The following is a 12460-nucleotide window of genomic DNA, read 5'->3' as shown; positions in this document are numbered from 1 at the left end:
CCCCCCTTTTTTGGGCGTTGCCTTCTTAACACCGGATTTCCATGAAAAAAACACGCGCGTTTTTAAAATGGGCCGGGGGAAAATACTCCCTGGTCGAAGAGATTGCCGAGCGGTTGCCGGCCGGGCGTGTGTTGCTGGAGCCCTTCGTCGGGGCGGGCTCGGTCTTTCTCAACACCGATTACGATGCCTATGTGCTCAATGACATCAATCCGGATCTGATCGGTCTTTACAATCATCTCAAGCAGCGGCCGGACAACTTCATCAGCGAGGCGCGCAAACTGTTTGTGGCCGAGCACAACCACAAGACTGCCTATTACCGCCTGCGCAGCCAGTTCAACCAGACCGAGGCCGGTTTTGAGCGGGCCCAGCTGTTCCTGTTCCTGAATCGCCATGGCTTCAACGGCCTGTGCCGTTACAACAAGAAAGGGGGCTTCAACGTTCCCTTCGGTTCCTACAAGAAGCCCTATTTCCCGGAGAAAGAGCTGTGGGCCTTCGCCGAGAAGGCGCAGAAGGCGACCTTCATCTGCGAGAGCTATGCCGACGCTATGGCGAGGGCGCAGTCCGACTGGGTCATCTACTGTGATCCACCCTATGCGCCACTTTCCACCACGGCGAGCTTCACCACTTACTCGGCCGGTGGCTTCACTCTGGACGATCAGGCGCTGCTGGCGCGTCTTGCGCGGCACACCGCCGCGCACAAGCGGGTGCCCGTGCTCATCAGCAATCACGATATCGAGCTGACCCGCGAGTTGTATCGGGGCGCCCGTCTGGACGAGATCCTGGTCAAGCGCACCATCAGCCGCAACGGCGGGGGACGCAACAAGGTGGCCGAGCTGCTGGCGCTCTACCCACCGGGCATAGAGCCCGAGCAGGGCTATTACCCCAGCGACGCCGTACTGGCCGAGCTCGGCTAGTCTGCTGGCGGCACCTTCGGGTGCCGCCGTCATTTCAGGCTGGCGATACTGGCCAGGTCTTCTTCCCCTTGTCCTGATCACCGGCAGGCCGTTCCCAGCGGAACACGGCGATAAAGCGAACCTCTGGGTCTACTCCGCTTGCGGGTCGTTTTCGGCTGACATTTGCGGTAAAATCACGCCGTTTTTTCCGCCTAGCTGCCAATGGATGACGCTGATGAAAGATTTTCTGATTGCTCCCTCTATCCTCTCCGCCGACTTCGCCCGTCTGGGTGAGGATGTTGCCAAGGTGCTGGCCGCCGGGGCCGACGTGGTGCACTTCGACGTGATGGACAACCATTATGTCCCGAACCTGACCATAGGCCCCATGGTCTGTCAGGCGCTGCGTGATTACGGCATCAAGGCGCTCATCGACGTGCACCTCATGGTCAAGCCGGTGGATCGCATCGTGCCCGACTTCGCCAAGGCGGGCGCCAATCTGATCACCTTCCACCCGGAAGCCTCCGACCATGTGGATCGCACCCTGGGACTCATCAAGGAGCAGGGCTGCCAGGCTGGTCTGGTGCTGAATCCGGCCACACCGCTCTCCTGCCTCGAATACGTGATGGACAAGCTGGATGTGATCCTGCTGATGTCGGTCAACCCTGGCTTCGGTGGCCAGAGCTTCATCCCCGGTACCCTGGCCAAGCTGCGCCAGGTGCGTCGCCTGATCGACGAGAGCGGTCGTGACATTCGTCTCGAGATCGACGGTGGCGTCAAGGTGGACAACATCCGCGAGATCGCCGAGGCCGGTGCCGACATGTTCGTGGCCGGTTCTGCCATCTTCGGCAAGCCGGACTACAAGGCGGTGATCGACCAGATGCGTGCGGAGTTGGCTCATGTCCGTTGAACGTCCCTTCGATCTGGTGCTGTTTGACCTGGACGGCACCCTAATTGACAGCGCCTCACAGCTGGCTCTGGCGGTCAACCGCACGCTCGTCGAGCTGGGCCTGGCCGAGGCCGACGAGTCCGTGGTCCGGACCTGGGTTGGCAATGGTGCCGACAAGCTGATCCAGCGTGCACTGGATTACTGCGGCGCGCCGGATCTCTTTGCCAAGGCGCGGCCCCTGTTCGACGGTCACTATCGTGCCTGTCTGCTGGAAGGGCTGACCATGTATGACGGGGTGGAGCAGAGTCTGCGCCGCCTGCAGCGCCTCGGCTACCAGCAGGCCGTAGTAACCAATAAGCCGAGCCACTTCGTGCAACCCATCCTGGATGCCCTCGGCATCGGTGATTGCTTCGCGCTCTGGCTCGGCGGCAACTGCGTGCCCGAGAAGAAACCGAGCCCTGCCCCCCTGCTGCACGCCTGCCACGAGCTCGGCATAGACCCGTCCCGTACCCTGATGGTGGGGGATTCCGAGAATGACGTGCTGGCCGCCCAGGCCGCCGGCATGAAGGTGGCAGGCCTGACCTACGGCTACAACTATGGCCGTCCCATCGCAGACTCCCATCCGGATTGGGTCTGCGAGCAGTTTGCCGAACTCGATGCCCTGCTGGCTTAACAACAAGGACTCACACTTCATGACCAAACCAATCGTACTGAGCGGTGCCCAACCCTCTGGCCAGCTGACCATAGGCAACTACATGGGCGCCCTGCGTCAGTGGGTCAACATGCAGGATGACTTCGATTGCCTCTACTGCATCGTCGATCTGCATGCCATCACCACCCGCCAGGATCCGGCCGCCCTGCGCAAGGCTTGCCTCGATGCCGCCGCCCTCTATCTGGCGGTGGGGATCGATCCCGCCAAGAGCACCGTCTTTATCCAGTCCCATGTACCGCAGCACGCGGAGCTTGGCTGGATCCTGAACTGCTACACCCAGATGGGCGAGCTGTCACGCATGACCCAGTTCAAGGACAAGTCCGCCCGCTTCGAGAACAACGTCAACGTTGGTCTGTTCGGCTATCCGGTGCTGATGGCGGCCGACATTCTGCTCTATCAAGCCAACCAGGTGCCGGTCGGCAATGATCAAAAGCAGCATCTGGAGCTGACCCGTGACATCTGCACCCGTTTCAACAACCTGCATGGCGAGGTGTTCACCCTGCCTGAGCCCTTCATTCCTACCGAGGGTGCCCGGGTGATGAGCCTGCAGGATCCGACCAAGAAGATGTCCAAGTCGGATGACAACGAGGCCAACTTCATCGGCCTGCTGGAAGATCCCAAGCAGATCGTCAAGAAGATCAAGCGGGCGATGACCGACTCCGACGAGCCGGCCGTGGTGCGCTTCGATCCGGAGAACAAGCCGGGGGTCTCCAACTTGCTGACCCTGATGTCCGGGGTAACCGGTCGCTCCATTGCAGAACTCGAGCAGCATTTCGAGGGTAAAATGTACGGCCACCTCAAGGGTGAGACCGCCGATGCCGTGGTCGCCCTGCTGGAGCCCATCCAGGCGCGTTTCCGCGAGCTGCGTCAGGATGAGACTCATCTACAGGCCGTTTTGGCCGCCGGTGCACAAAAAGCGCGGGAAAGGGCTGAAAAAACACTGGCCAGCGTTTATGATGTAGTCGGCTTCGTTCCTCGAGCCTGACATACTGGGAAGGTGTAGTTGAAGAGAGCTGGGTATCTGCCTGGCTTTCTTTGTTTTACCAGCCTGGTATTCGAGCATTCACCTTCCCGTTGCCAATGCGGGTTTTTACCCCAAGAGAAAGCATGTCCGTCGAATCACATTCCGTCATTGAAGAACTGAGTGACAAGGGTCACTGGCTGCGCAAGTTTCGCAAGGCCAAGAATCTCAATACCCTGCAGCTGATGGTCTCCAACGCCATCGACAAGCATTACAAGACGCCCGCCATCGCGGCAGCCATCTATCTGGCCGAGTGCCAGCGTGAGCGTGAGCTGGAGCAAGGTCGTCTGCTGGATCGCTGATCCCCCTTCGCCGCTGTGGCGGCGCCTGCCAGTTGGCGTTGCTGTTTCCATCTCTTTTCTCTATCAACTCTCCGTAAGGCTTGCGCAAGTCGCCCGGCGGGGTTTTCGTCTGTCCGCTCTTCTATTGCACATTCCCCATAAGAAAGCCCCGGATGATCCGATCATCCGGGGCTGATGCCTGACTTGTCTTTGGCAAGTCGATACTGCTGCTTTCCTATGCCGGGATCAGTTGACCAGTCCCATGGCTTGCGGCAGGGCCATGGAGATGGCCGGTACATAGGTGACCAGCATCAGGACCAGGGCGATGACGGCGAAGAAGGGCAGCAGCGGCTTGATGACTCCCTCTATCTTTATCTCCCCGATCTTGCAGCCGGTGAACAGTATGGGACCCACGGGCGGCGTGATGGTGCCGAGGGAGAGGTTGAAGATCATCATGATGCCGAACTGCACCGGATCCATGCCGAACTGGGTGCAGATGGGCAGGAAGATGGGAGTGAAGATCAGCACCGCCGGGGTGGGATCCATGAAGGTGCCCACCAGCAGCAGCACCAGGTTCATGATCAGCAGGATGAGCAGGAAGCTGTCGGTGAAGGAGAGCAGACCCGAGGCGATCAGGGCCGGGATCTTGGTGAAGGCCATCACCCAGGACATGATGGAGGAGGCGGCCAGCATCAGGATCACGATGGCGGTCATCTTGGCGGTGGCCAGGAAGATGGCAGGCAGATCGATGGCCTTGATGTTCCGGTAGCAGACGCCGAGCACCAGGGAGTAGACCACGGCGATGGCCGAGGCTTCGGTGGCGGTAAAGATGCCGCCGAGGATGCCGCCTATCACCACCACTATCATCATCAGGCTGGGGATGGCATCGAGCAGCAGCTTGAGGTGCTGACCCTTGAGAGAGCCCTTGTCGGCCACATAACCACGGCGCTTGGCGATGAAGCCGGCCACCAGCATGACACCCAGACCCCAGAGGATGCCGGGAAGGTAGCCGCCCATGAACAGGGCCGTGATGGATACGCTGCCGGCCACGGTGGCATAGACGATCAGGGAGTTGCTCGGCGGGATCAGCATGCCGGTCGGGGCCGAGGCGATGTTGACCGCGGCGCTGAAGGCGGGATCGTATTTGTCCTTCTTCTGGATGGGGGACATGATGCCGCCGATGGCGGCGGCCGAGGCGACACCAGAGCCGCTGATGGAACCAAACAGCATGTTGGCTACCACGTTGGTCTGGGCCAGGGGGCCTGGCAGGAAGTTACTGATGATCTTGGCGCAGTTGATCAGACGGATGGCGATGCCACCGTTGTTCATCAGGTTGCCGGCCAGGATGAAGAAAGGGATGGCCAGCAGGGCAAAGGAGTCCAGTCCGACGAAAACCCGCTGGGCCGAGGTCAGAATGGCCCCGTCGAAGGGCAGGATGAGCGCCATGGCCAGGAAGGACGAAAGCCCGATGCTGATACTGATGGGGGTGCCGATAAACAGCAGGAAAAAGGCACCGATGAACATCACCAGCGCGACAACAACCGCAATATCCATGGTTATACCTTTTGCTTGAAGGAGAGTTGTCTGGCCAACCCGTATTGGTTGTACAGGCAATAGAAGACGGTCAGCACGCCACACAGCGGAATGGCGGCATAGATGACACCGATGGGGATCTGCAGCGCAGAGTCGAGCTGTCCCATCTGGCGACTCATGCCAATGTAACCCCCCACGCTCAGGACCAGCAGGGCGAAGGCGGTGGTCGCCAGTTCACCGAGCATCTCCATCACAATGCGTACATTGTGGGACATGCGATCGCGCATGAAGGTGATCGCCATGTGTTCGCGCAGGCCGAAGACATAGGCGCTGCCGATGAGCACCAGCCAGATGAAGAGGTAGCGGGAGAGCACCTCGCTCACGGCGCTCGGGCTGTTGAACAGGTACCGGGTCGCCACCTGATAGGTCACCAGCACGGTCATGGTGGCCACGATGGCGATGCAGAGATAGGAAACAACCAAATCCACTCGTTGTTTGAACCCGGTCAGTGCGGCATAGAAGCCGTGCTGAACGGGTGGCTCGGGTGGGGCTGAGAAGGTTGCGGCTTGTTGAGTGGATTTCATAGAAGAGCCTCATGAGAGGGGCTGCGATGGCAGCCCCTGGCGGCAGCGGCGATCAGTTGGCCAGCGCGCGGATCTTGGTGAAGATGTCTTTCTGCTCCGGGGTGGTCAGCAGTGTCTCTTGCAGTGGCTTGCAGCGGGCCTGGAAGGGGGCGATATCCACTTCGGTGAAGGTGGCTCCCTGGCTGGTGGCGGTCTGCTTGGCGGCTTCCAGCGCCTGGGCAAAGAGGTCGAACTCGGTCTCCGTGCTCTCTTTTGCCAGTTTGCGGAAGGTCGCCTGATCGGCGGCATCCATCTTCGCCAGGAACGACTCGCTGGCAACCAGCAGGTCGGCCACCATCACATGGCGGGTGTAGGAGAAGTGAGGCGCCACTTCGTACTGCTTGAGATCCGCATAGGTGATTTCGTTGTTCTCGGCTCCATCAAGCACCCCTTGCTGGATGGCGGAGTAGACCTCCCCCTGGCCCATGGGCACGCCGGTGCCGCCCATGCAGGTCAGCATCTTGACCATGGTGTCGGACTGCATGACCCGGATCTTCTTCCCTTTCATGTCTTCCGGCGTCTTGATGGGGGCCCCTTTGACATACATGCTGCGGGCGCCAGCGGTATAGGCGGTCAGCACCTCAAAGCCATTGCCCTTGCTGGAGGCGAACAGGGCGTCCAGGGTGTCGCCGGTGAACACTTTGCGCTGGTGCTCCGGGTTGTCGTAGATGTACGGCATGGCCAGCACGGAGAAGTTCTTGTTGAAGTTTTCGACCAGGGGGTTGGCGACGACCGCCAGCTGGATGGCGCCGGATTGGACCAATTCCAGGGCAGCCCGTTGATCACCGAGCAGCTCATTGGGGTGGATTTCCAGCTTGTATTTGCCACCGGTGGCCGCTTCCAGCTTCTGGCTGAAATCTTCGAGAGCCTTGAACTGGGGATTGTGTTCGGACTGGTTGAAGGCGGTCTTCAGGATGATGGGGCCAGCAGCCTTGCTGTCTTCACCACATCCAGCCAACAACAGACTTGCGGCGACAACTGTTCCAATCAGAGACAGCTTGGGCAGAGCATTCATTGTACGCATGTGTAACCCCTCATGGGTCTGGTTATTTTGATGGTGTTCATGCTACGCGAATCCGGCGCTATTTCAGTGATCAAACTCAAGGTAATGAAATGGCGTTCCGAATTTGCGGGAATCAAAAGTCAAATTTTGTGACGGCGGTTAAATGCATTCTGCTGATGGTGCCGCGTCTGGCTCCATCGGGTGTTTCGCGGGGCAAAAGGGGGAGCCTGAGCTCCCAAAAGGGCCACGAGAAGAGAGCGTGAAGAGGGGATGTCGGACCGGTTTATCGATCCTGGCCTTGCTGAAGGCGAGAGCGCCGGGCTGGCGTGCAGCCTCGCGCAAGGATGAAGAGGGCGCCAGGGGAAGCGGCTGGGGAGGGCTGGCTTGTCAGGAAAGGGTCGGGCGCGGATCGCTGGTAGAGGAGTGAGGGCCCGGGAGACGGGCCCTGCTGACTCAGAGTGCGATCATGGCTTCCTTGGCGAGCGCGCCAATCTTGCTCCAGTCGCGGTTGTCGATGAGGTTGGCGGGCACCATCCAGGTGCCCCCGCAGGCGAAGACGCTCGGCAGGGCCAGGTAATCCTTCACATTGCTCGGGCTGATGCCGCCGGTTGGCATGAAGGAGACCGGGTAGACGGCGCTCATGGCCTTGAGCATGCCGAGGCCGCCGGAAGGCTCTGCGGGGAAGAACTTGAGGGTGGTCAGCCCGAGCTCCATGGCCTGTTCGACCAGGCTGGGGTTGTTCACGCCGGGGATGATGGGCACGCCGCGAGCCTGGCAGTACTGCACGATGCGCGGATTGAGGCCCGGGCTCACGATGAAGTCCACGCCCGCCTCGATGGCCTGATCGACCTGGGCCGTGGTCAGCACGGTACCGGCGCCGATGATCATCTGGGGGAAGGACTGGCGCAGCCGGCGAATGGCCTCCGCCGCTGCCGGGGTGCGGAAGGTGATCTCGGCGCTGGGCATGCCGTTCTCCATCAGGGTTCGGCCGAGGGCGACGGCGTCGTCAGCATCCTTGATGGCGATGACCGGGATGATCTTCAGCAGGGCGAGTTGTTCAAGCAGTGTGGACATGGGAAACCTCGTTGGAGTGATGAGCGGTGTTGATGGGGCTCGGCATCGCCGTCAGGGGGATGATGGCACCACGGTGTTGAATGACGGTGCTGGCGAGCAGATGGGCGTAGTGAGCCGATCCGGCCACGGTGCCACCGGCCAGCCGGCTGGCGAGATAGCCCGCGCTGAAGGAGTCGCCGGCGGCCGTGGTGTCGACGATGCGCTCGCCAGGCAGGCTGACCGCCGGCACTTCAGTGTGACTGCTCGGCTGCACGATGAGGCAGGGCTCGGCGCCACGCTTGACCACGATTTCGTTCACGCCGAGGGTGTGGGTGCGGGCCAGACATTGGGTCTCGTCACTGTCATCCCAGAGCGCCAGTTCGTCATCCAGGGTCAGGAAGGCGAGATCGGTCAGCGCCAGCATGGCGGCATAGGCTTGTCTGGCGGCGTCTTTGCTCTCCCACAGGCGGGGGCGGTAGTTGTTGTCAAAGGCGATTTTTGCTCCGGCGGCGCGGCAATCCCCCAGCACCTGCAGCAGGGTGAGGCGGTCGGCCGGGGAGAGGATGGCGAGGCTGATCCCGCTCAGATAGATATAGTCAAAACCCTTGAGCTGTTGACATATTTCACTGGCTTGCTGGGTTTGCAGCCAGTAACGGGCTGCCGCATCGCTGCGCCAATAGTGGAAGGTTCGCTCCCCCCGTTCGTCGGTCTCGATGAGGTAGAGTCCGGGCAACTTGTGGCCAAGGCGCTGCACCAGATCCGTGTTCACCCCCTCCTGTTGCCACAGCGCCAGCATGGCGCCGCTCATGGGATCCGTGCCGAGAGCACTCACATAGTGCACGGCGACGTCCGGGTTTGCCCGCGTCAGGTAGACGGCGGTGTTGAGGGTATCCCCTCCAAAATGACGCACTATGTTCGTCTTGTTTTCGGACAATTCGATCATGCACTCGCCGATGACGGCTACCTTGACTGACATTATGCCTCCCGCGTTTGCCGCGTTGCTGATGGCGCTATTCTATTTAATTCGCGAGACATAAAAAACAATTGAAACGTGATTTCATTAAAGTTGTGACGTTGGTCTTGTGTTGATGGTGGTGTGACACCTACCTTGGCTCTGTCGTGGTCAGGCGAGGGATGCGGGGCTGGGCGTGAAAGCGGGCCGGTCAGATAGATGAAGAGGCTGGTCAGTGCCAGCGTGAGCGGCACCACATTATCCATCTATTAGTGGATGATTTGACTGGATAATCGTCTCGTCCACTATGACGGCCAATTCATTTCAAATACAATGAAACAATCAGTCATTTTTTTTGGAAGTAGAACATGTCGATGATAGACAACTCACCCGAATCGGTCTCTTCTGTCCTCAAGGTGTTTGGCATATTGCAGGCCCTGGGGGAGCAGAAGGAGATCGGGGTGACCGAGCTGTCCCAGCGGATCATGATGTCCAAGAGTACCGTCTACCGTTTCCTGCAGACCATGAAGACCCTGGGTTATGTCTCCCAGGAAGGGGAAACCGACAAGTACGCCCTCAGCCTCAAGCTGTTTGAACTGGGCGCCAAGGCCCTGGAGCATCAGGATCTGATCCAGATTGCCGACGAGCAGATGTACCGGCTCGGCAAGCAGACCAAGGAGACCCTGCACCTCGGGATGCTGGATGAAGACAGCATCGTCTACCTGCACAAGATAGATTCCGAATACAACCTGCGGATGTACTCCCGCATCGGCCGCCGCCGCCCGCTCTACAGCACCGGCCTTGGCAAGGTGATGATGGCCTGGCTGCCGGAAACGGAAGTGCGTGCCATGCTGGCTGGCGTGACGTTCGAGCGATTCACCGAGCATACCCTTGCCGATGTGGATGCCCTGCTGGCGGAACTGGCCCAGGTGCGCGAACAAGGCTATGCGGAAGACAGAGAAGAGATGGAGCACGGCCTGCGCTGCTTTGCGGTACCCATCTACAGCCGCATGGGGCGGATCATCGCGGGGCTCTCCCTGTCGCTGCCGCTGGTGCGTTTCCACCCGGAGGACCAGGCGAACCTGGTGGCCCAATTGCACGAGGCGGCAGCCAATATCTCCGCCGGGCTGGGGTTCCACGATTACCCCTTCGGCACGCGCAGCTAGGCAAGACGCCTCGCTCATCCCATAAAAAAAGCAGGCCTTGCCTGCTTTTTTTATGGGCGGCTTCTTCGACTAGAGCGGCTGGGGGTCGGCGCGGTAGAGCTTGAAGATGGTGTGGCTGTTGATGACGAAGAAAATGCTCTCCTGCAAGATACCCCCAATGGATCCAGCCCAGATATTGTGAGTCAGCCAGCAGATCGTACTGCTCAGCATGCACAGTCTCAGCGCAATGCCGTTGAGTCTGAACAGGGCATAGGTGCTGAGGGTGGTGCCCACCAGGGTCAGGATCTGCACCGGATGGGAGAGCTGGGGGATGACCAGGGCCCAGGCCAGGGCGAGGAAGGTCAGCATGACGCCGAGCCCGCGGTAGTAACCGGAGACCCAGTTGCGCACGGCACACAGCAGGCAGTTGATGGCGGCGACGGAGGAGCCCAGCAGCAGGAAGTGCAGGCCCATCAGGGTGCCGTTGAGGGTGAGGTGAAGCCGGAGTTTTTGATCCTGGCGCTGCATGAAGGCCGTGGCCCCGACGAGGCAGGCCAGCAGACCGACGGATTGGGCAAACCAGAGATTATCGAGCAGCATGGGGCCTTCCTGTCTGGGGACAACGACAAAAGGCGCCTTGCGGCGCCTTGTCAAACTGGGCGGGATTAGCGGGCCAGCCAGCCGCCATCGACGGCGATGGTGTAGCCATTGATGTAGTCGGAGGCAGAGGACGCCAGGAATACCACCGGGCCCATCATGTCATCCGGTACACCCCAGCGACCGGCCGGGATCCGCTCCAGGATGGCGGCGTTGCGGTCATCGTCGGCACGCAGGGCTGCGGTGTTGTTGGTGGCCATGTAACCCGGGGCGATGGCGTTGACGTTGATGCCCTTGCTCGCCCATTCGTTGGCCAGCAGGCGGGTGATGCCCATGACGCCGCTCTTGGAGGCGGTGTAGGAGGGCACGCGGATGCCACCCTGATAGGAGAGCATGGAGGCGATGTTGACGATCTTGCCGCCTTCCCCCTGGGCGATGAACTGCTTGGCCACCGCCTGGGACATGAAGAAGACACTCTTGATGTTGATGTTCATCACATCGTCCCAGTCCTTCTCGCTGAACTTGATGGCGTCTTCCCGGCGGATGATGCCGGCATTGTTCACCAGCACGTCGACGCGGCCGAAGTGGGAGACGGCCTGATCCACCAGGGCCGGCAGGGTATCGACCTTGCTGACATCCGCCTTCAGGCTCAGGAAACGACGACCGATGGCTTCGACCTTGGCAATGGTATCCGTGGGTTCGACGATGTTGATGCCGACGATGTCACAGCCCGCCTCGGCGAGACCCAGTGCCATGCCCTGGCCCAGACCGGTGTCACAACCGGTGACGATGGCGACCTTACCTTTCAGATCGAATGCATTAAGAATCATGTTGTTACCTCTAAGCCACGGGAAGGTGTGGAATTAAGTGTCTGCAGGAGCCGCCGCGCTGGCGGCTCGCAACGGGAAGTTGATTAGCGCATGTCCTTGACGGCCACATGGTCCATGTCGCCGAACACCTGGTTCTCGCCGACCATGCCCCAGATGAAGGTGTAGGCCTGGGTGCCGACGCCGGAGTGGATGGACCAGCTCGGGGAGATGACGGCCTGCTCGTTGTGGACCAGCAGGTGACGGGTCTCGTCCGGCTTGCCCATCATGTGGAAGACGGCGGCGTCATCCTTCATGTTGAAGTAGAAGTAGACCTCCATGCGGCGCTCGTGGGTGTGGCAAGGCATGGTGTTCCACAGGCTGCCTTCTTCGAGCTGGGTCATGCCCATGACGAGCTGGCAGGTCGGCAGTACGTCCGGCACCAGATACTTGTAGATGGTGCGACGGTTGCTGGTGGAGGCATCCCCCAGGGTGGCCGGCGAGGCCTGGGCCTGGGTGACGACGCGGGTCGGGTAGCTGGTGTGAGCCGGCGCGCTATTGTAGTAGAACTTGGCAGGCTGGGCGGCACTGACGCTGGCAAAGCTCAGCTCGCGGGCACCCTGGCCGACGTAGAGGGCCTCGGCCTTGCCCACTTCATAGGTCTTGCCATCCACGACCACCACACCCGGGCCACCGATGTTGATGAGGCCGAGCTCGCGGCGCTCGAGGAAATAGGTGACCCCGAAGGCCTTGCCCAGTTCATCGGAGAAGGTGAGCGGCGCGTCCACCGGCATGATGCCGCCGAACACGATGCGATCGATGTGGCTGTAAGTCATGGTGAGCTGGTTTTGGGTGAAGACCTCCTCTACCAGGAACTCACGGCGCAGGCCCTGGGTGTCGAGCTGTTTGGCATGATCGCTGTGGATGCTTTGACGAGTTTGCATAGTGAACCTCA

Annotated in this window: 14 protein-coding genes; 6 read left to right on the top strand and 8 right to left on the bottom strand. The window is 60.4% G+C overall.

The genetic code is table 11. The features are described from left to right. The first annotated feature begins 41 nt into the window (after positions 1-41). The 5 genes from ABNP46_RS15565 to ABNP46_RS15545 all read left to right on the top strand — a co-directional run bounded on the left by ABNP46_RS15565 (position 42) and on the right by ABNP46_RS15545 (position 3814). On the top strand, positions 42-914 hold the full coding sequence (locus tag ABNP46_RS15565; protein WP_349919022.1) for a Dam family site-specific DNA-(adenine-N6)-methyltransferase: 873 nt from the start codon (positions 42-44) through the stop codon (positions 912-914). A 214-nt stretch (positions 915-1128) separates the two neighbouring features. Beyond that, complete coding sequence (gene rpe / locus ABNP46_RS15560; RefSeq protein ID WP_349919020.1) at positions 1129-1800, top strand: ribulose-phosphate 3-epimerase; 672 nt, start codon at positions 1129-1131, stop codon at positions 1798-1800. Continuing rightward, positions 1790-2452 carry a phosphoglycolate phosphatase gene (locus tag ABNP46_RS15555; protein ID WP_349919018.1) on the top strand — a complete coding sequence of 221 codons (663 nt, stop codon included), beginning with the start codon at positions 1790-1792 and terminating at the stop codon, positions 2450-2452. The genes rpe and ABNP46_RS15555 overlap by 11 nt, the downstream gene beginning before the upstream one ends. A 19-nt stretch (positions 2453-2471) precedes the next feature. Further along, positions 2472-3476, top strand: coding sequence for a tryptophan--tRNA ligase (gene trpS, locus ABNP46_RS15550; RefSeq protein WP_349919016.1), 1005 nt, complete (start codon positions 2472-2474; stop codon positions 3474-3476). A gap of 122 nt (positions 3477-3598) precedes the next feature. Then, positions 3599-3814 (top strand): hypothetical protein, encoded by a 216-nt coding sequence (locus ABNP46_RS15545; protein ID WP_349919014.1) that lies wholly within the window; start codon positions 3599-3601, stop codon positions 3812-3814. A gap of 225 nt (positions 3815-4039) precedes the next feature. On the opposite strand, the gene ABNP46_RS15540 is transcribed toward ABNP46_RS15545, so the two are convergent. From ABNP46_RS15540 to ABNP46_RS15520, 5 genes are all read right to left on the bottom strand, one after another. Then, positions 4040-5347 carry a TRAP transporter large permease gene (locus tag ABNP46_RS15540; protein ID WP_349919013.1) on the bottom strand — a complete coding sequence of 436 codons (1308 nt, stop codon included), beginning with the start codon at positions 5345-5347 and terminating at the stop codon, positions 4040-4042. Positions 5348-5349: 2 nt separating this feature from the next. Then, complete coding sequence (locus ABNP46_RS15535; RefSeq protein ID WP_349922513.1) at positions 5350-5814, bottom strand: TRAP transporter small permease; 465 nt, start codon at positions 5812-5814, stop codon at positions 5350-5352. A 148-nt stretch (positions 5815-5962) separates the two neighbouring features. Beyond that, positions 5963-6973: a TRAP transporter substrate-binding protein gene (locus ABNP46_RS15530; protein WP_349919011.1), complete on the bottom strand. Its 1011-nt coding sequence runs from the start codon at positions 6971-6973 to the stop codon at positions 5963-5965. A gap of 432 nt (positions 6974-7405) precedes the next feature. Beyond that, a complete protein-coding gene (locus ABNP46_RS15525) occupies positions 7406-8026 on the bottom strand; it encodes a bifunctional 4-hydroxy-2-oxoglutarate aldolase/2-dehydro-3-deoxy-phosphogluconate aldolase (RefSeq protein ID WP_349919010.1) in 621 nt (206 codons plus the stop codon). Continuing rightward, positions 8010-8981, bottom strand: a complete 972-nt coding sequence (locus ABNP46_RS15520; protein ID WP_349919008.1) for a sugar kinase — start codon at positions 8979-8981, stop codon at positions 8010-8012. Before ABNP46_RS15520 ends, ABNP46_RS15525 begins: the two co-directional genes overlap by 17 nt. A 344-nt stretch (positions 8982-9325) precedes the next feature. Between ABNP46_RS15520 and kdgR the strand changes: the two genes are divergently transcribed. Beyond that, complete coding sequence (gene kdgR / locus ABNP46_RS15515) at positions 9326-10123, top strand: DNA-binding transcriptional regulator KdgR (RefSeq protein WP_349919006.1); 798 nt, start codon at positions 9326-9328, stop codon at positions 10121-10123. 69 nt (positions 10124-10192) lie between these two features. On the opposite strand, the gene ABNP46_RS15510 is transcribed toward kdgR, so the two are convergent. The 3 genes from ABNP46_RS15510 to kduI all read right to left on the bottom strand — a co-directional run bounded on the left by ABNP46_RS15510 (position 10193) and on the right by kduI (position 12449). Further along, entirely contained in the window at positions 10193-10702 is a 510-nt protein-coding gene (locus ABNP46_RS15510; protein ID WP_349919004.1) for a YgjV family protein, read from the bottom strand. A 65-nt stretch (positions 10703-10767) separates the two neighbouring features. Beyond that, positions 10768-11529, bottom strand: a complete 762-nt coding sequence (kduD, locus tag ABNP46_RS15505; protein WP_349919002.1) for a 2-dehydro-3-deoxy-D-gluconate 5-dehydrogenase KduD — start codon at positions 11527-11529, stop codon at positions 10768-10770. Positions 11530-11612: 83 nt separating this feature from the next. Further along, positions 11613-12449, bottom strand: a complete 837-nt coding sequence (gene kduI / locus ABNP46_RS15500) for a 5-dehydro-4-deoxy-D-glucuronate isomerase (protein ID WP_349919001.1) — start codon at positions 12447-12449, stop codon at positions 11613-11615. Positions 12450-12460: the final 11 nt, after the last annotated feature.

It is taken from the genome of Aeromonas veronii (assembly GCF_040215105.1).
Classification (GTDB): Bacteria; Pseudomonadota; Gammaproteobacteria; order Enterobacterales; family Aeromonadaceae; genus Aeromonas; species Aeromonas veronii_G.
Note: the sequence above shows the minus strand (reverse complement) of the source record. Positions and strands in the feature narration are given on the sequence as shown.